The 17769-nt window shown below is 69.9% G+C and carries 18 protein-coding genes and 1 tRNA gene; 7 read left to right on the top strand and 12 right to left on the bottom strand.

What is annotated here, in order from left to right:
* The coding region (locus tag ON26_RS31440) for a M23 family metallopeptidase (protein ID WP_051026568.1) at positions 1-693 on the top strand (693 nt) is incomplete at its 5' end.
* An 85-nt stretch (positions 694-778) separates the two neighbouring features.
* Here the strand turns inward: ON26_RS31440 and purD are convergent.
* On the bottom strand, positions 779-2050 hold the full coding sequence (purD, locus tag ON26_RS02565; RefSeq protein WP_040794325.1) for a phosphoribosylamine--glycine ligase: 1272 nt from the start codon (positions 2048-2050) through the stop codon (positions 779-781).
* Positions 2051-2243: 193 nt separating this feature from the next.
* Here purD and ON26_RS02560 point away from each other — a divergent pair, with 193 nt between their 5' ends.
* Both ON26_RS02560 and ON26_RS02555 read left to right on the top strand, forming a co-directional pair.
* The gene (locus ON26_RS02560) at positions 2244-2621 is read left to right on the top strand and encodes a PH domain-containing protein (protein ID WP_051026566.1); all 378 of its coding nucleotides are present in this window, start codon (positions 2244-2246) and stop codon (positions 2619-2621) included.
* Between the two features lie 13 nt (positions 2622-2634).
* Entirely contained in the window at positions 2635-3060 is a 426-nt protein-coding gene (locus ON26_RS02555; protein WP_040794315.1) for an HIT family protein, read from the top strand.
* 183 nt (positions 3061-3243) lie between these two features.
* On the opposite strand, the gene ON26_RS02550 is transcribed toward ON26_RS02555, so the two are convergent.
* The 3 genes from ON26_RS02550 to ON26_RS02540 all read right to left on the bottom strand — a co-directional run bounded on the left by ON26_RS02550 (position 3244) and on the right by ON26_RS02540 (position 4750).
* Positions 3244-3318 (bottom strand) — tRNA-Thr (locus ON26_RS02550).
* A gap of 144 nt (positions 3319-3462) precedes the next feature.
* The gene (locus ON26_RS02545; RefSeq protein WP_040794323.1) at positions 3463-3705 is read right to left on the bottom strand and encodes an MbtH family protein; all 243 of its coding nucleotides are present in this window, start codon (positions 3703-3705) and stop codon (positions 3463-3465) included.
* Between the two features lie 211 nt (positions 3706-3916).
* Positions 3917-4750 carry an alpha/beta fold hydrolase gene (locus ON26_RS02540; protein WP_040794322.1) on the bottom strand — a complete coding sequence of 278 codons (834 nt, stop codon included), beginning with the start codon at positions 4748-4750 and terminating at the stop codon, positions 3917-3919.
* Positions 4751-4863: 113 nt separating this feature from the next.
* Here ON26_RS02540 and ON26_RS33815 point away from each other — a divergent pair, with 113 nt between their 5' ends.
* From ON26_RS33815 to ON26_RS02525, 4 genes are all read left to right on the top strand, one after another.
* Positions 4864-5034, top strand: coding sequence for a hypothetical protein (locus tag ON26_RS33815; protein ID WP_169333674.1), 171 nt, complete (start codon positions 4864-4866; stop codon positions 5032-5034).
* A 107-nt stretch (positions 5035-5141) separates the two neighbouring features.
* A complete protein-coding gene (locus ON26_RS02535) occupies positions 5142-6740 on the top strand; it encodes an alpha,alpha-trehalose-phosphate synthase (UDP-forming) (protein WP_373280920.1) in 1599 nt (532 codons plus the stop codon).
* Positions 6741-6842: 102 nt separating this feature from the next.
* Positions 6843-7562: a response regulator transcription factor gene (locus tag ON26_RS02530; RefSeq protein WP_040794313.1), complete on the top strand. Its 720-nt coding sequence runs from the start codon at positions 6843-6845 to the stop codon at positions 7560-7562.
* A gap of 53 nt (positions 7563-7615) precedes the next feature.
* The gene (locus ON26_RS02525; protein ID WP_373280919.1) at positions 7616-9055 is read left to right on the top strand and encodes a HAMP domain-containing sensor histidine kinase; all 1440 of its coding nucleotides are present in this window, start codon (positions 7616-7618) and stop codon (positions 9053-9055) included.
* 69 nt (positions 9056-9124) lie between these two features.
* Here the strand turns inward: ON26_RS02525 and ON26_RS02520 are convergent, their stop codons facing one another.
* From ON26_RS02520 to ON26_RS02485, 8 genes are read right to left on the bottom strand one after another with little or no spacing between them, the layout of a single operon-like run.
* On the bottom strand, positions 9125-9613 hold the full coding sequence (locus ON26_RS02520; protein WP_040794312.1) for a hypothetical protein: 489 nt from the start codon (positions 9611-9613) through the stop codon (positions 9125-9127).
* Positions 9610-10506, bottom strand: a complete 897-nt coding sequence (locus ON26_RS31435) for an Rv1363c family protein (RefSeq protein ID WP_157171763.1) — start codon at positions 10504-10506, stop codon at positions 9610-9612. The genes ON26_RS02520 and ON26_RS31435 overlap by 4 nt, the downstream gene beginning before the upstream one ends.
* Positions 10503-11921 carry an MCE family protein gene (locus ON26_RS02510; protein ID WP_040794311.1) on the bottom strand — a complete coding sequence of 473 codons (1419 nt, stop codon included), beginning with the start codon at positions 11919-11921 and terminating at the stop codon, positions 10503-10505. The genes ON26_RS31435 and ON26_RS02510 overlap by 4 nt, the downstream gene beginning before the upstream one ends.
* Positions 11918-13141: an MCE family protein gene (locus tag ON26_RS02505; protein WP_040794310.1), complete on the bottom strand. Its 1224-nt coding sequence runs from the start codon at positions 13139-13141 to the stop codon at positions 11918-11920. The genes ON26_RS02510 and ON26_RS02505 overlap by 4 nt, the downstream gene beginning before the upstream one ends.
* Positions 13138-14448: an MCE family protein gene (locus tag ON26_RS02500; protein WP_040794309.1), complete on the bottom strand. Its 1311-nt coding sequence runs from the start codon at positions 14446-14448 to the stop codon at positions 13138-13140. Before ON26_RS02500 ends, ON26_RS02505 begins: the two co-directional genes overlap by 4 nt.
* Positions 14445-15509 carry an MCE family protein gene (locus ON26_RS02495; RefSeq protein ID WP_040794308.1) on the bottom strand — a complete coding sequence of 355 codons (1065 nt, stop codon included), beginning with the start codon at positions 15507-15509 and terminating at the stop codon, positions 14445-14447. Before ON26_RS02495 ends, ON26_RS02500 begins: the two co-directional genes overlap by 4 nt.
* Before the next feature lie 11 nt (positions 15510-15520).
* A complete protein-coding gene (locus tag ON26_RS02490) occupies positions 15521-16561 on the bottom strand; it encodes an MCE family protein (protein ID WP_040794307.1) in 1041 nt (346 codons plus the stop codon).
* On the bottom strand, positions 16558-17763 hold the full coding sequence (locus tag ON26_RS02485; protein WP_051026561.1) for an MCE family protein: 1206 nt from the start codon (positions 17761-17763) through the stop codon (positions 16558-16560). Before ON26_RS02485 ends, ON26_RS02490 begins: the two co-directional genes overlap by 4 nt.
* Between the last annotated feature and the right edge of the window lie 6 nt (positions 17764-17769).

The raw sequence follows: 17769 nt of genomic DNA, 5'->3' as shown, positions 1-17769 counted from the left end.
GTGCTCGCCGGGGCCGACACCACGCTCGGCCGGGGCTTCGAGGACGGCCCGCTCGGGCCGAACGAGGCTCGCCGGGTGTTCTTCGCCCACCCCCAGCAGTACCAGTCCACGCCGCCATCGGTGCGCCGCTACCTCAACGCCATCGCCAACGGCGAACGCCTGCGCGAACAGGCCGTGGTCGCCGCGGCCGCCCGCGCCACCCTGGAACGTGCCAAAGCCGAGGCCGCCGCCGCGGCCGCCGGGGAATGGCAGCCGTGGATCAACGAGCCCGGAGTGGTGATCACTCCGGGCTCGGTGCTGCCGGGCATCGGCGGGTTCGTATTGCCCGCGCGGGGGGTGTTCACCTCGGGGTTCGGCTCCCGCTGGGGCACCATCCACAACGGCATCGACATCGCGGGACCGATCGGCACGCCGATCTACGCGGTCGCCGACGGCACCGTCATCGACGCCGGACCCGCCCAGGGCTTCGGCCTGTGGGTGCGCATCCGGCACGACGACGGCTCGATCACCGTCTACGGGCACATGTACGACTTCTTCGTCTCCGTCGGCGAACGCGTCCCGGCGGGCATGCAGATCGCCCGCATGGGCAACCGCGGCGACTCCACCGGCCCGCACCTGCACTTCGAGGTGCTCGTCAACGGGAGTCACGTGGATCCGAGCGCCTGGTTGGCGGCGCGCGGACTGCGCTACTGAACCGGGCGGCTCACCCGGTCACGCCGGCGAGCCGGGCCGGGTGATCCCCGTTCCGGCTCGCCCGCGCGGCAGCGTTGCCGCCCGATCAGATGCTGATGCGCGATTCGACGGCGGCCAAGCCGATGTCGGTGCGGAAATGGCTGCCGGGCAGCTTGATCGAGGCGATCCGCGCGTAGGCGCGCTCACGGGCCTGCGCCAGATCCGTGCCGACGCCGACGACACTGAGCACGCGGCCGCCCGCCGAGACGAGCGCGCCGTCTTCCCTGGTACTGGTACCGGCGTGCAGTACGGCGGACGTCTCGTCGGCCGCACCGTCGCCGGCTCCGGTGATCACATCGCCCAGGCGCGGGCGGCCCGGGTAGTTCTCCGCGGCCAGCACGACGGTGATCGCCGAGCCGTCCTTCCAGCGCGGCGCCTGCACCTCGCCGAGCGTGCCGGTGGCGGTGGCGTTCAGCAGCTCGCCCAGCGGGCTCTCCAGCAGCGCCAGCACCGCCTGGGTCTCCGGATCGCCGAAGCGGCAATTGAATTCGACGACCGCGGGCCCGGCCGCGCCGATCGCCAGGCCGGCGTAGAGCAAGCCGGAGAACGGGCAGCCGCGGCGCACCATCTCGGCGGCCACCGGCTTCACCACGTCTTCGACGATCTCGGTGACGGTCTCCGCGGGCAGCCACGGCAGCGGCGTGTAGGCGCCCATGCCGCCGGTGTTGGGGCCGGTGTCGCCGTCGCCGACGCGCTTGTGGTCCTGCGCGGGCAGCAGCGGCACCACGGTCTCCCCGTCGACCAGGCAGAACAGCGAGACCTCCGGCCCGTCGAGGAAGGATTCCAGCAGCACCGGATGGCCCTGCTCCAGCAGTTCGGCGGCGTGATCGCGGGCCGCGGAGCGATCGGGGGTCACCACGACGCCCTTGCCCGCCGCCAGGCCGTCGTCCTTGACCACCCAGGTGGGGCCGAAACGGTCCAGCGCGGCATCCAACTCGGCGGGGGTGTCGACCACTTCACTGTGCGCGGTGCGCACGCCCGCCGCGGCCATCACATCCTTGGCGAACGCCTTGGAGCCCTCGATCCGCGCCGCCGCGGCCGACGGCCCGAAGCAGGCGATGCCCGCCGCGCGCACCGCGTCGGCGACACCGAGGACCAGCGGCACCTCCGGTCCGATCACGACCAGGTCGGCCCGCACATCCTCGGCCAACGCCACGACCGCCTCGGCCGATGACGCGTCGACCGGACGCACTTCGGCGTGCTGGGCGATCCCGGCGTTCCCCGGCGCCGCGATCAGCGCGGTGACGGCGGGGTCCCGGCGCAGCGCCAGGACGAGGGCATGTTCACGGGCTCCGGCTCCGATGACGAGTACGCGCACCGCCACAGCTTAGGGGAAGGCCGAGGCGCTTCTGTGCGCACCGGACCACCCGTCGGCGGCTGTTCACCGGCCGTTCGCGAGCGGCGCGCGAAAACGCCTGCCGGAGTGCGGTGTACGGCGCCCCGGAGCGGGCATAGTGGAGGTAGAGGCTCCGCGCACTCGTCGGAGCCGCCGACGGGGACAGGGGAACACCATGGGTCTGATGGACGGTTTGATGGGCAACGCGGGCCGGATCGACCCGGCCGGGGCCCAGCAGGAGTACGCCAGGCTGCTCGGCAACGGCGAGCAGGTCTACACCGCCTACATCCTGGTGCGCGACGCCATGCTGTTCACCGACCGGCGCCTGATCATCGTCGACAAGCAGGGCCTCAGCGGCCGCAAGGTCAACTATCACAGCATCCCCTACCGGTCGATCACCCACTTCGCCGTGGAGACCGCGGGCACCTTCGACCTCGACGCCGAACTGCTCATCTGGCTCTCCGGCAGCGACACCCCGATCCAGAAGCGCTTCAATCGCCAGGTCGACATCTACGAGGTGCAGGGGATCCTGTCGCATTTCGTCGCCCGCTGACTACTCTGCGGGGATGGCTTCTGTCTTCAGCGCGATCATCGCAGGTCAGCTCCCCGGTCGATTCGTCTGGGAGGACGACGAATTCGTCGCCTTCCTGACCATCGCCCCCGTCACCCAGGGCCACACCCTCGTCGTGCCACGCGCCGAGATCGACCAGTGGCAGGACATCGACCCGGCCGTATTCGCCCGCCTCACCGCCGTCGCCCAGGCCGTCGGCCGGGCCGTGCGCACCGCCTTCGACGCCCCGCGCGCCGGCCTGCTCATCGCCGGCCTCGAGGTGCCGCACCTGCACGTCCATGTCTTCCCCGCCTTCGAGATGGGCGACTTCGACATCTCCGGCGCCGACCCGAATCCCTCCCCCGAGTCCCTCGACGAGGCCCAGGCCAAGATCAAGCAGGCCCTGCGCGAGCTCGGCCACGGAGCCAACGTTCCCGACTGATCGGCCGGGAGCCCGCCGCCGTCGGTCGGTGCGCCGTGCCGGAGGACAGCGCGTGCAGCGATGCACGCGCTGTCCGACGGCAGGCAGATCGGCCTCCGGTTCGGCGGTGGGCACGCACAAGCGGTGCGGCCGTCGCGCGCACCCCATTGCCTCGCTCCCGACGGTGCGGCGACCGTGGAGAAGTGGAGCCCCCTGTCAGGATTGAACTGACGACCTTTCGCTTACAAGGCGAGTGCTCTACCACTGAGCTAAGGAGGCGGAAATCGGAGTCGGCAACGACGGTCGGCCCCGACAACGATGGTCATCATAGCCGCGCTCCGTCGCCGCGCGGCACCGGATATCCGGTGCCGCGCGGCGACGGTCGAGCGAGAAACTCCCGGCGCAGTATCGACTACCGCTGGATCAGGACTGGCTGCCCTGCCTGGCCGCGTCGTCGGCGGCCATCGCGTCGCGCAGGCTCTTGGGACGCATGTCGGTCCAGTTCTTCTCGACGTACTCCACGCAGGCGGCGCGGCTGTCCTCGCCGAACACGACTCGCCACCCGGCCGGGACCTCCGCGAAGGCGGGCCACAGGGAGTGCTGTTCCTCGTCGTTGACCAGGACGAAGAAGCGGCCGTCCTCGTCGTCGAAGGGGTTGGTGCTCAATTTCACCTCACTGGATACTGGCGCTTGTACGGGATTAGGCTCTTGGACCCCTCCGTCACGGTGGCTCGCGCCACGACGAGCCCCGCACCGGATGACTACCCGAGCGTTGTGTCGACCCTAGCAAGGGACACGTTACGGGAAGGTCATTACCTCGGGTGCCGACCCGGCCGCAATCATCGGACGCGGCCGGTTGTACTCGTGCCGGCCCTACTTATTCGGAGAAGAAGTCGAGCAGGATCTTGTTCACCGTCTCCGGGCGTTCCAGGTAACCGAAGTGACCGGCATCGGGAACCTCCTGGTAGCGGGCCCCGGGGATGACCTCGGCGACTTCCCTGGTGAGGTAGGCCGGGATCATCCGGTCGTCGGCGAACCCTACCGCCAGGCAGGGCACCCGGATCTCCTTGTACGCCTGCAGGCGGTCGAAATCGTGATCCATTCGCCGCTGGGCCCGGATGCCGGGGGTGACCGGTCCACCGGTGAACTCGAACAGGTCGAGCCAGTCGCGGGCGGCGTTGGCCTCGGCGAGGGTGGCCGGCGAGAGATTCATGACGGCCGTGAGCGCGGCCTCGTACTTCGGCGGCAGCGTGATCCCCGAGGCGTCGAGATCGTGTTCACCGAGCGAGAGCGTCTTCTGGAACTGGTCGAGGCGCGCGTGCCCGGCCATGAAGACGGCCTTGCGCACCAGATCGGGGCGGGCCAGCGCGAGTTCCTGGGCCACCCGCGCGCCCATCGAGGTGCCCGCGACCAGGGCGGGACCCTCGCCGAGCAGCTCGATCAGGCCGGCGGTGTCGGCGACGAGATCCTCGATGGTGATCCCGGCGACCGATTCGTCGCTGGGGGCGATACCGCGATTGTCGAAGGTGCAGACGCGGAAGCCCGCGGCGAGCAGCGCGGGCACCTGGTGTAGCTCCCACACCCGGCCGGGGCTGCCGGTGCCCATGACGAGCACGACCAGAGGTGCCGAACCCTTCGCCTCGGTGCCCATCGCCCGGTCCCCTTTGACCTGGTAGTTCAACGAGATTCCGTTCACCGTGGCCAGCGGCATGGTCCACCCTTTCGTCAGATTGTGCTGCGCACCCACGGTATAGGCCGTACCCGTGTCGCCTACCATGGACACTTCGAAACGCTCGAGCGTAACGAATCGGGAGGACACGACAAATGGCCGCGAAGAGCAGCGCGAACGATATCGCGGACGACGAGCTGGAACCACTGGCCGACGAGACGGCGCGGCAGGCGCAGCGGGTCGTCGCGGCCTACGCCGCCGACGCCGACGAGTGCCGGATGCTGCTGTCGATGCTCGGCATCGGGCCGAACAGCCGCGCCGAATAAATCACCCTGGACCGGGCACAGCCTGTTCGGACCAGGTGATCGCGGCGTGAGCGAGGGGCTGCGGCGCCGCTTCGTGAGAACAGAACAAGGATGCGTGAGTGGACCAGATGACCGATCAGCCGTCCGAGAACTCCCAGCACTCCCAACCCGATCCGGAATCCGGTGCGGCGCGGTCCGGCGACCACGGACCCGGTGGCACGGATTCCGGTCCGGACAGTGACCGCCCGCGGGACGGGGGATCCGGTTTCGTCGTCGTGGCCAATCGGCTGCCGGTCGACCTGGAACGCCTGCCCGACGGCACCACACGATGGAAGCGCAGCCCCGGCGGTCTGGTGACCGCGCTCGAGCCGGTGTTGCGAAACAACAAGGGCGCGTGGGTCGGCTGGGCGGGCGTGCCCGACGTGGATGTCGATCCGATCATCGAAGACGGCCTGGAACTGCATCCGGTGCCGCTGTCGGCGGGGGAAGTGGCCGACTACTACGAAGGTTTCTCCAACGGCACGCTGTGGCCGCTGTATCACGACGTCATCGTCCGGCCCACCTACGACCGCGCGTGGTGGGCGGCGTATGTGCAGGTCAACCGCCGTTTCGCGGAGGCGACGGCGAAGGTGGCCGCCCAGGGCGCGACGGTCTGGGTGCAGGACTACCAGCTGCAGCTGGTGCCCAAGATGTTGCGCATGCTCCGCCCCGATCTGACCATCGGGTTCTTCCTGCACATCCCGTTCCCGCCGGTCGAGCTGTTCATGCAGATGCCGTGGCGGACCGAGATCATCGAGGGCCTGCTCGGCGCGGACCTGATCGGCTTCCACCTGCCCGGCGGCGCGCAGAACTTCCTGTACCTGGCGCGCAGGCTGGCCGGGCAACCGACCTCGCGCGGCTCGGTCGGCGTCCGCTCCAAGCTGGGCGTCGTCCAGGTGGGTTTCCGCACCGTGCGGGTCGGCGCCTTCCCGATCTCGATCGCCTCGGCCGAGCTGGACGAGCACTCGCGCAGGCGCTCGATCAAGGAGCGTGCCGCCAAGATCAGGGCCGAACTGGGCAATCCGAAGAACATCCTGCTCGGCGTCGACCGCCTCGACTACACCAAGGGCATCGACATCCGGTTGAACGCGCTCGAGGAGCTGCTGCGCGAGAACCGGTTCGATCCGGCCGAGACGGTGATGCTTCAGCTGGCCACACCCAGCCGTGAGCGCGTCGAGAGCTACAAGCAGATGCGCGGCGACATCGAGCGGCAGGTGGGCCGGATCAACGGCGAGTTCGCCCGCGTCGGCTACCCGGTGGTGCACTATCTGCACCGGCCGATCCCCCGCGACGAGCTCATCGCCTTCTTCGTGGCCGCCGACGTCATGCTGGTGACGCCCTTGCGCGACGGCATGAACCTGGTCGCCAAGGAGTACGTCGCCTGCCACAGCGGCCTCAACGGCGCGCTGGTGCTCAGCGAGTTCACGGGCGCGGCGGCCGAGCTGCGCCAGGCCTACCTGTGCAATCCGCACGATCTGGACAGCGTGAAGGACGCCATCGTCGCCGCGCTCGAGGACGACAGGGAGACCAAGCGGCGCAAGATGCGCGCGCTGCGCAGGCAGGTGCTCGCCCACGATGTCGACCGCTGGGCCAGGGCGTTCCTGGAGGCGCTGGCTCGCGACCAGGTGGCGGGCAGCGCGCTGATCGACCAGTCCGACGAGTTCGGCGACGACGAGCCGCAGCGCTGACCGGGCTGCCCTGACCCACCCGGACGAACCCGCCGGGGCGCTCCCAGCGACTTCACAGGAACCCCCCAGCGACGCCCCAGTCCGCGGGCGCATCATGAGCCTATGAGCGATGCGCCCGCGGTACCGCGTCCCGAGGCCCGCGTCCTGGTGGTCGACGACGAGCCGATGATCGTCGAACTGCTCTCGGTGAGCCTGCGCTTCCAGGGCTTCGAAGTCGAGACAGCGGTCGACGGCGCGCAGGCGCTCGACCGGGCCCGCGCGTTCCGTCCCGACGCGCTGATCGTGGACGTGATGATGCCCGGCATGGACGGCTTCGGCCTGCTGCCCCGGCTGCGCGCCGACGGCATCGACGCGCCGGTGCTGTTCCTGACCGCGCGCGACGACGTGCAGGACAAGGTCGCGGGCCTGACGCTCGGCGCCGACGACTACATCACCAAACCGTTCAGCCTCGAAGAGGTGGTGGCCCGCCTGCGGGTGGTGCTGCGCCGCGCCGGGCACGGCGCGGCTGCCCCGGCGAGTTCGCGCATCACCTTCGCCGACATCGAACTCGACGACGACACCCACGAGGTGTGGAAGGCGGGCGAGCCGGTGGCGCTGTCCCCCACCGAGTTCACGCTGCTGCGGTATTTCATGGTCAACGCGGGCACGGTGCTGAGCAAGCCGCGGATCCTGGACCACGTGTGGCGCTACGACTTCGGCGGCGAGGTCGGCGTGGTGGAGACCTACGTGTCGTATCTGCGCAAGAAGGTCGACACCGGCGAGCAGCGCCTCATCCACACCCTGCGCGGCGTGGGGTACGTGCTGCGGGCGCCGGGCCGGTGATCGCCGCGCGAGCGGGATCGACGCGCCCCGCTGCTGCGGCGCCGCCCGGCCCGCTGCGACGGGCACGCGATCGGGTGGGCAACCGGCTGAGCGCGATCCCGCTGCGGGTCACCCTGGTGCTGGCGCTGGTGGTCTCGGCCGGGCTCGGCCTGCTGGTGTCGGGCGCGGTGGTCACCTCCGCGCTGGAGAAGTCGCTGCTCAGTCGCACCGATCAGCAGTTGCGCGATGCCGTGTCGCCCCGGCCGAGGCCGCGCCCGTCCACGCCACCGCCGGCGCCCGATCCCCGCACGCCACCGAGCTCGTTCTACATCGTGGTCGAGTCCGGTTCCGAGAACAGCTCTTTCGTGCTGCGCCCGTTCGACGTGGACGCCACGCCCGACCTGTCCGGCGTTCCGGTGAACAGCCCGGTGACGGTGCCCTCGCGAGGCGGCGGCGCTGTGCACTGGCGTGCGTTGAAGATCGTCACCGCCGACGAGACGACCACGATCGCGGTGCCGCTGACGCAGAACAAGGACACCGTGGCGCGGCTGGTGGGGCTGCAACTGGTGGTCGGCCTGGCCGTGCTGGCGATCCTGGCGCTGGCCGCCTATTTCGTGATCCGGCGCAGCCTGCGGCCGTTGCGACGGGTGGAGAACATCGCGGCGGCCATCGCGCGCGGTGACCTGTTCCGGCGGGTTCCGGTGCGCGGCACCAATACCGAGGTGGATCGATTGTCGCAGTCGCTGAACGGGATGCTCGCGCAGATCCAGTCGGCGTTCGCCGCGACCGAGGCCTCGGAAGCGGCCGCGCGCGAGTCGGAGGCGCGGATGCGCCGGTTCGTCGCCGACGCCAGCCACGAACTGCGCACCCCGCTGACCACGATCCGCGGGTTCGCCGAGTTGTACCGGCAGGGCGCGACCGGCGATCCGGCCATGGTCCTCGACCGGATCGAACGCGAGGCCCGCCGGATGGGGCTGTTGGTGGAGGACCTGCTGATGCTGGCACGCCTGGACGCGCAACGCCCGCTCACCCTGGGCACGGTGGATCTGCTGACCGTGGCCGGGGAGGCGGTGCACAATGCCCGCGCGGTGGCCGCGGCCGCCGACCCGGAGGGCCCGCGCAGGCGGATCGAGCTGGAGGTCCGGCCGGGCACGGGCACGCTGGAGGTCAGCGGGGATGCCGACCGGCTGCGGCAGGTCTTGGCCAACCTGCTCACCAACGCCCTCACCCACACCCCGGCCGACGCCGATGTGATGGTGCGGCTGACGCCGGGCCCGCACGAGGTCGTCGTGGAAGTCGCCGACACCGGCCCGGGTCTGGCCCCCGAGGAGGCGGAGCGGGTGTTCGAACGGTTCTATCGCACCGATGTCTCCCGCACCAGGGCCAGCGGCGGCTCGGGGTTGGGCCTGTCGATCGTGCAGGCGCTGGTGACGGCGCACGGCGGCCGGGTCACGGTGCACAGCGCGCCCGGCGAGGGCACCTGCTTCACCGTCCAGCTCCCGCGCGAGAACTGATCCGGTCGCCGGATCCGCTCCGGCGATCCGCCGCGTCGATCGGCGCTGCCCGCGCAGGCGGGTGCGGGCTCAGATCGGCGTGACGGCGTCGACCAGCCAGCGGTCGCCGTCCCGGTCCAGGGCGACGCGCACCCTGCTGCCGGTGGTGGTGCCCTGCGGGCTGTCCTTGCTGGTGGTCACCTGATTGAGGAACAGCATCACCACGGCGCGGTCACGATCGGCCTCGACCACGCCGCCGGCCTGCGCGGTGGCCAGCACGGTGAGCTGCTTCTCCTTGGCGCCGGGCACGATGGCTTGGCCGATCAGCTTCAGGTAGTCCTCGCGGAAGGCGGGCGAGAGCAGCTCCGCCGCCTTCGGCAGTTCGGTGTCGACGGTGGTGTACTCGTAGCTGAACATGGCGGGCACGGCCGTGTTCGCCGCCTCCAGCGCCTGCTCACGGGCCTGCTTTTCCTGCTCGGCGTTCCAGTAGCGGTAGCCGCCGAATCCGATGACCAGCAGAGCGGACAAGGCGAGCACGCCCGCGAGGAAGGCCGCGATCACGCCTCGGGTGAATTTCATGGCACGAACTCCACATTCGAGGCCGTCAGGCCGGAGTCGGATTCGGACACCGTCACCCGGAACCGGTAGTTCCGCGTCTGCGGTCCTTCCTGGCCCGCGTTGGTGAGGGTCTGCTTGGCGGCGACGAGCACCTTCCCGGAGTCGCCCTCCTCGCTCTCCAGCGCGGCCTCGACGATCTCGCCGGTGGCGCGGACCTCGGCCTGCTGCACGATGCTCAGGAACGGGTCGACGCGCCCGTCGAACTCGGTCTTGAATTTGCCGGAGGCCAGCGACAGGATGCGGTCGATGTCCTCCTTGGCCGTGTCGGCATTGATGGTCGTGAGGTTCAGGATCGTCTGTTCGGCGGTCTGCACGTATTCGGTGCGCCGCTCGGCCTGCCGGTCGATGGACCGGACGGTGAACACCGAGACGACCGCGCCTGCCAGCAACGCGGCGATCAGCACCGCGGCGGCCGCGGCCAGGACGATCCCGCGCAGGCTGTAGCCGGCGGCGTCGGGCTTCTCGTCCGAGGCTTGCTCGCCCGCCGTCTCCCCGGCTGCGCGAGTCGCGTCCGCGTCCGCGGACTTGGACAACAGCACCGTCGGCGGCTCGTCCGATTCATCCGCGCCGACTGCCGGTTCTGCCGGTGTCTTCCGCGCGGAGGCCGTCTCGTCCGCCGCGGTCCGCGGCTGCGCGTCCGCCCCGCCGTCGACAGCCGATGCCTGCGCCTCGGCGGCGGACTTCTTCGCCTCGGTCCCGGACACGGGAGCGGATTCCGTCGCGGCCTCCTCCGAACCGCCCGGGTCGGCAGCGCTCACCGTCACGGTGGCGGCCTCGGTGTCCTCCACCGGCGGCCCGGCTGTCCGGACCGCCCGACGGCGGGTACGTCGTGAATCGTCGTTGATATCACTCATCGTTGCTGCTCCTCGAGCATCGCCTGCCAGCTCGAAGGTACCGTCCCGGAACCGCCGGGAGCGACATCTCCTTGCCGGTAGGTGCGGCCGTCGGTGCCGATGTAGACACCTGTGGACGGATCGTAGGACCTGGCCGACGCCGGCGCCTGGAAAGAGGCGGGCGCCGTGCTCGCCGGGTCCTGCCCCGGGCCGGCGGCGGGCGCCGCCGGGTCCACCGGAAGGTACAGCGGTTCGTCGCCGAGCGGGACGTATCCGGTGCGGCACAGCTCCGGGGTGGGGGCCCGACGGCCGGGGTACTCCATGCATGGGGTGTTGCGGATGCCGCGAACCTCGATCGGCGAGTCCTGCGGGATCTTGCAGTACAGACCGGGCGGGGTGGGGACACTGTCGAGTTCGCTGGGCGAGCGCCGCTCGTCGGCGGGCAGGAAGCCGGTGGTGCACGCGGGCGGGTCGTGCACCACGGTCATGAAGTCGACCATCACGCCGTACTCCAGCGGGCCGCGGATCGCGGTGATCAGCGAGGCCACCAGCGGCGGGTACACCACGAGCACCTGCTCGATGCCCGCGTGGTAGATCGAGGTGACCTGGCCGACGCTGACCAGATTGGACAGCAGGATCGGCAACGTGGGCTGCAGCTCGTTGAACTGCTGGGTCACCCGCGCCATCGCGGCGGGGCTGTCGCGCAACAGGTTCCGCAGCGCGGGGTCGTGGGAGCGCAGCTCGTCGGTGAGGGTGGCCAGATCCGCGGTCCAGGACCGGATGGCGTCCTGCGAGCGCAGCTGGGTGTCCAGCAGCGGGCCGATCTGCTCGATCAGCTTCTTGGTCGGCTCGGTGCTGTCCTGGGCTTCCTGCACCAGCAGCGCGGCCGAGTCGATGAAGCGCTGCAGGTCGGGACCCGCGCCGTTGAAGGCCTTGAACGCCTCGTCGATCACCTGGCGCAGCCGGGTGTCCTCGACGCTGGCCAGCAGTCGTTCGCTCTGGTCGAGCAGGGCGCCGACGTCCTGCGGGAGCTGGGTGCGGTCGACCGGGATGACCGCGCCGTCGCCGAGCCTGCCGCCGGTCGAGGGGTCGGGCGGGACCAGGTCGACGTACTGCTCGCCGATCGCCGAGACGCTGCGCACCCAGGCGGCCACATCGGCGGGGATCTTGTAGTCGCTGTCGATGGACAGTTCGGCTTCCACGCCTTCGGGGGTGAGCCGGACCTCCTTCACCCGGCCCACATTGGTGCCGCGATAGGTGACATTGGCGTGCTCGTAGAGCCCGCCGGTCGCGGCCAGCTGCACGGTCACCCGGTAGCGGCCGATGCCGAACATCGCGGGCAGCTGCACATAGGTGCCCGCCATGACGGTCAGGCCCACCACGGTGAGCACCGAGAAGATGACGAGCTGGATGCGAACGAACCGGGTCAGTTTCATGGCTGTCCCCCTTCCAGCGGAACCGTCAGCCCGGGGATGGCGGGCAGACCGGGGATCGGCGGCAGACCGGGGATGGTGGGGGTCGGCGACGGCGTCGGCGAGGGTTCGGCGATCGGTCCGGTGGCCGGATTGCCCGCGTCACTGGCCGTGCTCGGGGCGAAACTGCCGACGATGCCCTCCACACCGCCGAAGCGACCGCCGAGCGGGGTGCCCGACAGCCAGTTGGTGTCCAGCCGCTTGCCGGTCATGTCGACGGTCATGAACAGGTTCAGGTAGTCGCCCTTGATGGCCTTGTCCAGGTTCTTCAGCGGGAACGGGAAGGACAGCAGGATCTTCAGGGACTCGGCGAGATTGCCGCCGGTGTCGGCCAGCCGCTGCAGGGTCGGCCACAGCGCGTCGAGGTTCGCCTTCAGGTTCTCCCCGCTGGTGTCGATCACCCGCTGGGTCACGTCGCTGAGGTCGCCCAGCGCGGTGATCGCGCGGGTGATGTTCTCCCGGCGATCGGCCAGCACGGTCAGCGCCGGATGGATCTCGTCGAGCGCGCGCTCGAGCACCACCCGCTGGTCGGCGAGCTGCCCGCCGAAGCGGTCGAGGCCTTCCATCGCGGCGATGATGTCGCCGGTCTGTTCCTGCAGGTTGGTGGTCAATTCGTTCAGCTGCGGCAGCAGGTCGCGGATGGCGTCCTCGCGGCCGGTCAGCGCGGCGTTGAGTTCGGAGGTGATGGTCTCCAGCTGCGCGATGCCGCCGCCGTTGAGCACCACCGACAGCGAGGACAGCACTTCCTCGGTGGTCGGATAGGCGCCGGCGCGCTCCAGCGGGATCACATCCCCCGGCGCGAGCTGTCCTTCCGGCGCGACGTCCTCGGGCGCGGCCAGCTCGACGTGATTGGACCCGAGCAGGCTGGTCTGGCCGATCCGGGCGATCGCGTTGGCGGGCAGGCGCACATCGGCGTTCAGCGAGACGGTGACCAGCGCGTGCCAGTCCTGCACCACGATGTCGGTCACCGAGCCCACGTCCACGTCGTCGACGCGGACCGGTGAATTCTGGGTCAGCGTGGTGACATTGGGCATCTGGATCCGCACCTCGTAGGCGCCCTCGCCCGTGCCCTCCGCGCCCGGCATGGGCAGCGAGTTCAGGCCGGTCCATTCACAGCCGGTGGTGGCCAGCGCGAGGCTCACCCCCAGCGCGAGCACCGCGGTCGTGCGGCGTGCGCGGCTCATCGTCCACCTCCGGGTATCGCCAGTCCGGCCAGCCCTTCGGGCACGAAGACCGGCGTGGCAGCCGGTGCGGCCGCCCGCGGGTTCTTCATCTCTTCGGGCACCTGGTCGGCCAGGCTCGGCGGACTGAAGGTGATCTGGTTCGGGAAGGCGTGCACGCCGGTGGCCGGATTGACCATGATCGGCGCGTAGTTCCAGGCCAGCGACTCGATGATCGGGGCCAGCTGCGCCGCGCACAGGTCGGCGGTGCGGTCGGAGTCGTTCTCCTCGAGCGCGCGGATCGAGCCGCACAGGAAGCTCAGCGGGCTGGCGGTGTTGTTCAGGGCGATGGCGCCGGTGAAGCTGCCCTGGGCCGGCTTGTAGAGCTGGTAGAAGTTCACCAGCGCGGTCGGCCCCGAGTGCAGCACTCGCTCCACCTCGGGCCGCTTGTCGACCAGGATCTGGGTGACGTCGGCCAGGCGCTGGGTGCCCTCGGTGAGTTCGGCGCCGCTGGAATCCAGGAAGCGCTGCACGTCGGCGACGGCCAGGTCCAGATTGTCCAGGCCGGCGCCGAGATCGTCGGAGACGCCCGCCAGCACCGAGGAGACCGAGGCCAGCCTGCCGCCGAACTGCACGATCTGCTCGTTGCTCGCCGAGATCACCTCGACGAAGTGCTGCAGATTGCGGATGGTGCCGAACAGGTCGGTGCGGCCGTCGGAGAGCGTGGTGAGCGTGGCCGACAGCTCGCGCAGCGTCTCGCGCATCCGCTCACCGTTGCCGTCGAGGTTGTCGGCGGCGGTGTCGACGAAGCGGCCGAAGGAGCCCTGCTCGTCGTCGCCGACCGGGCCGAGGGTGGTGGCCAGCTTGGACAGCTCGGTCTTGATGTCGTCCCACTCGACCGGGATCGCCGTGCGCTCGATCGGGATCTCGTCGCCGTCGGACATCTTGTCGCCGCCGGTGTAGGCCGGGGCGAGCTGGACGAAGCGGGCGGTCACCAGCGAGGGCGAGACGATGACGGCGCGGGCGTCCGCGGGGATGTCGACGCCGCGGTCGACGGTCATGCGCACCTTCACCTGCTCGTCGCCCGGCTCGACGGAGTCGACCTCGCCGACCGAGACCCCGAGCACCCGCACGTCGTCGCCCTTGTACAGGCCCGAGGTGGACGGGAAGTAGGCGGTGATCCGCATGGTGCCGATCCGCGTAATGCCGACGTAGAGCAGCGCGGCCAGCAGGGCGAGCACGAGCGCGCCCGCGGTGAGCAGCACCCAGCGCGGCAGCGTGCGCGAGCCCTGGGCCCGGTCGGCGGGGATTGTGGTGTCGGGTGTGGTCATCGCGGCGGCTCCTGCACGGCCGGCTCGATCGAGGGCGGCGGGTTCAAGAAGAAGTTGCGCAGATCGTCGGGCAGATGCTCGGGCCAGACCAGCGCGTCGACGAGGGGCTGCAGGCCGACGCTGGTCGCGTTGGAGACGTAGGCGTTGAACCAGGGCCCGTTGCCGACCTGCTCGCCGAGGGCGGCCGCGAACGGGCCGAGCCCGTCGAGCGCCTCGCTGATGTCCTGCCGGTTGCGCTGCAGCACGTCGAGCACCTGATTCAGCTTGTTCAGCGCGGGCGCGAGCTGCGCCTCGTTGTCGGCGACCAGCCCGCGCAGTTCCTGGGCCAGGCCGTTGACGTGGACGATGAGCTGACCGAGCGCGGTGCGCCTGGCATCGAGCTCGCCGAGCAGCTGGTTGCCGTCCAGCAGCAGCGCGTTGATCTGCTGACTGCGGTCGGACAGGATGCGGGTCACGCTCTGCGCCCGTTCCAGCAGCTGCGAGAGCGCCTCGTCGCGGGTGTTGATGGTGCGCGAGAGCTGGGTGATGCCGTCGAGCGCGCCGCGCAGGGGCGCCGGGGTGTCGGCGAAGGTCACCGACAGCGCGTCGAGAGTCTCGTCGACCCTGGCCATGTCCAGACCCCCGACGGTGGCGGCGAGTTCGCCGAGGGCGTCGTTGAGCGAGTACGGCGAGGTGGTGCGCTCGAGCGGGATGGTGTCGTCCCGGCGCAACGCCCCTTCGCCCTCGGGCACCACCTCGAGCGACTTGCGCCCGAGCACGGTGTTGGTCTTGATCGCGGCGGAGGTCCGGTCGCCGAGCACGATGTTCTCGTCGACGGTGAACTTCACCAGCACCTTGTCCCCGGCCAGTTGCACGTCGTCGACGCGGCCGGAGCGCACCCCGGCCACCTGCACGTGGTCGCCGGGCACCAGCCCGCCCGCGTCGGCGAAGAAGGCGGTGTAGCTCGCGCCGGACCGGATGAACGGCAGCCGGTCGAACTGCAGTGCCGACAGGGCGATGCAGACCGCGACGACGATGCCGACGATGCCGATGGTGACGGCGGGCGATCGGTTCTCTGTCATTCCGGTGCCTGTCATTCCGGCGCACACCTTCCCGTGTCCTGACCGCCGGGCATGTTGACCTTCAGCGGCTTGCCGTCGGGGCCGTCGATCAGGAAGTTCGTGGCACAGACGTAGAGGGAGAGGAACGAGCCGTAGGAACCGATACGGATCAGCTTGCGATAGGTCTCCGGCAGTTGCTGGATGACCCACTCCATGGTGTCCTCGCCCGCGTTGAGATTGCCCGCGAGCCGGTCGGTCTGCGCGACGGTGTCACGCAGGTCGGGGCGGGCCTGGGCGAGCAGATCGGTGAGATCCCCGGTGGCGCCCGAGATCCGCGGAATGGCCGAGGCGATCGGGTCGGCGTCCGCGGCCAATCCACTGACCAGGCGCTGCAATTCGTTCAGTGTGGTGTCGAACTGCTCGTCGCGCTCGTCGATGGTGGCCAGCACGGTGTTGAGGTTGTCGATGACGCTGCCGATCAGCGCGTCACGCTCGCCGAGGGTCTGGGCGAAGGAACCGCCGCTGTTCAGCAGCGAGACCAGCGTGCCGCCCTGGCCCTGGAAGACCTGCAGCAGCGCGTTGGTCAGGTCGTTGACCTGGCCCGGGTCCAGTCCGCGCAGCAGCGGCTTGAATCCGCCGAGCAGCATGTCCAGATCCAGTGCGGGCGCGGTCTGGGAGATCGGGATGGTGCCGCCGGGCCGCAGCTCGTCGGCGCTGCCCGGCCCTTCCACCAACTCCAGATACCGGTCGCCGACCAGGTTCTCGTACTTGATCTGCGCGCGGGTGCTGGTGAGCAGCCGGTACTTGCGGTCGATGTCGAATTCGATGTGGGCCAGGTAATCCCGGCCCGGCTCGTCGGACTCCACCTTCACCGAGCTGATCGAGCCGACCGGGACGCCCGCGATGCGCACCTTGTCGCCGGGCAGGATGCCCGAGGAACTGGTGAACACGGCGTGGTAGCCGTCCTGCCTGGCGAAGCGCATCTGGCTGAACACCACGGCGAGACCGGCGAAGATCAGCGCCATCACCAGGGTGAAGATGGTCAGCTTGACGGTGGTAGCGGTGTTCTTCACGGCGCGCTCACCCCCGGGATGCCGTTCATCAGCAGTTGGAACACTTTGGGACCATTGAATTTCGTTTCCATGGACGGCACGTAGGGCGTGCCCTGATTGGTGTCGGTGACGACGTAGTTCGCGTGGCTGCCCGGCACCCGGTCGACCAGGCCCTCGCAGCGCGGGCCGCCGGTGGCGTTGACCTTGGGCAGGTCGTCGGGGAACTTGTAGGGCTCGGCGCCGAACATGAAGTTGGTGTTCATGGCCACGCCGGGCTGCATGCCGCCGAAGGCCGCCTCACCGATCGGCAGCAGCTGCGCCACCGCGTTGACCAGACATTGCGTGCTCGGCGAGTACTCCTCGAGCAACTCGGTGGTGGGACGGAGCAGATCCAGTGCGGTGCCCAGGTTCTGCTCGTTCTCGCGCAGCACCGAGCCGGTGGTGTCGGCCAGGCCGATCAGGTTGGCCAGCACGTCGTCCAGGCTCGCCTGCTCGTCGACCAAGGTCTCACTGGTGACCACCGCGTTGTCCACCGTGCGCAGCAGATCACCGGTGACGTCGGCGTAGAGGTGGGTGACCTCCGCGCTCGCCCGCAGGTCCGCACGCAGGGTGGGCAGGGTCGGATTCATCTCGCGCAGATACCCGTCCAGGTCGGCCATCAGCTGCCCCAGCGTCGCGCCGCGGCCGTGCAGGGCCTGGCCGAGCGCGGACAGGGTGGCGTTGAGCTTCTGCGGTTCGATCTGGGCCAGGATGTCGGACAACTGCTGGAACAGCGTGTTGAACTCGACGGTCACGTGCTCGGCGACCACGGTCGCGCCCGCTCGCAGCGATTCGGCCGAGGGGTGCTCGGGAATCTGGAAGTTGACGTACTTGGCGCCGAACACCGTGGTCGACCGGATGTCGACGGTGGCGTTGGCCGGCACCAGCTTCAGCATGTCCGGGTTCAGCGCCAGTTCCAGGGTGGCGCCCTCGCCGCTGCGCTCGATGCCCGCGACCGTGCCGATCTCCACGCCGCGCACCTTCACCTTGGCGTCGGGATCTAGCACGAGCCCGGTGCGCGGGGTCTGCACCAGCACGGTCGCCGTGGGAGTGAAGCCGCCGACGAACATGGTCAGCGCGACCGCGACCACCGCCACCAGCCCGAGCACCATCGCCAAGCCGGCCAGTTTGAGGCCGAGCGGGCTGTCCAGCCTGCTCGCCTGTGGATTCTTCGTACCCGCCATGTCCTG

Origin of the sequence: Nocardia higoensis NBRC 100133 (genome assembly GCF_000308595.1) — a bacterium.
Classification (GTDB): Bacteria; Actinomycetota; Actinomycetes; order Mycobacteriales; family Mycobacteriaceae; genus Nocardia; species Nocardia higoensis.
Note: the sequence above shows the minus strand (reverse complement) of the source record. Positions and strands in the feature narration are given on the sequence as shown.

Excerpts from the sequence above, each read along its gene's own strand:
- ON26_RS02560 (WP_051026566.1), top strand. The coding sequence starts at position 2,244 with ATGGGTCTGATGGACGGTTTGATGGGCAACGCGGGCCGGATCGACCCG.
- ON26_RS02535 (WP_373280920.1), top strand. The coding sequence starts at position 5,142 with ATGACCGATCAGCCGTCCGAGAACTCCCAGCACTCCCAACCCGATCCG.
- ON26_RS02555 (WP_040794315.1), top strand. The coding sequence starts at position 2,635 with ATGGCTTCTGTCTTCAGCGCGATCATCGCAGGTCAGCTCCCCGGTCGA.
- ON26_RS02530 (WP_040794313.1), top strand. The coding sequence starts at position 6,843 with ATGAGCGATGCGCCCGCGGTACCGCGTCCCGAGGCCCGCGTCCTGGTG.
- ON26_RS31435 (WP_157171763.1), bottom strand. The coding sequence starts at position 10,506 with ATGAGTGATATCAACGACGATTCACGACGTACCCGCCGTCGGGCGGTC.
- ON26_RS02500 (WP_040794309.1), bottom strand. The coding sequence starts at position 14,448 with ATGACCACACCCGACACCACAATCCCCGCCGACCGGGCCCAGGGCTCG.
- ON26_RS33815 (WP_169333674.1), top strand. The coding sequence starts at position 4,864 with ATGGCCGCGAAGAGCAGCGCGAACGATATCGCGGACGACGAGCTGGAA.
- ON26_RS02520 (WP_040794312.1), bottom strand. The coding sequence starts at position 9,613 with ATGAAATTCACCCGAGGCGTGATCGCGGCCTTCCTCGCGGGCGTGCTC.
- ON26_RS02485 (WP_051026561.1), bottom strand. The coding sequence starts at position 17,763 with ATGGCGGGTACGAAGAATCCACAGGCGAGCAGGCTGGACAGCCCGCTC.
- ON26_RS02510 (WP_040794311.1), bottom strand. The coding sequence starts at position 11,921 with ATGAAACTGACCCGGTTCGTTCGCATCCAGCTCGTCATCTTCTCGGTG.
- ON26_RS02540 (WP_040794322.1), bottom strand. The coding sequence starts at position 4,750 with ATGCCGCTGGCCACGGTGAACGGAATCTCGTTGAACTACCAGGTCAAA.
- ON26_RS02495 (WP_040794308.1), bottom strand. The coding sequence starts at position 15,509 with ATGACAGAGAACCGATCGCCCGCCGTCACCATCGGCATCGTCGGCATC.
- ON26_RS02505 (WP_040794310.1), bottom strand. The coding sequence starts at position 13,141 with ATGAGCCGCGCACGCCGCACGACCGCGGTGCTCGCGCTGGGGGTGAGC.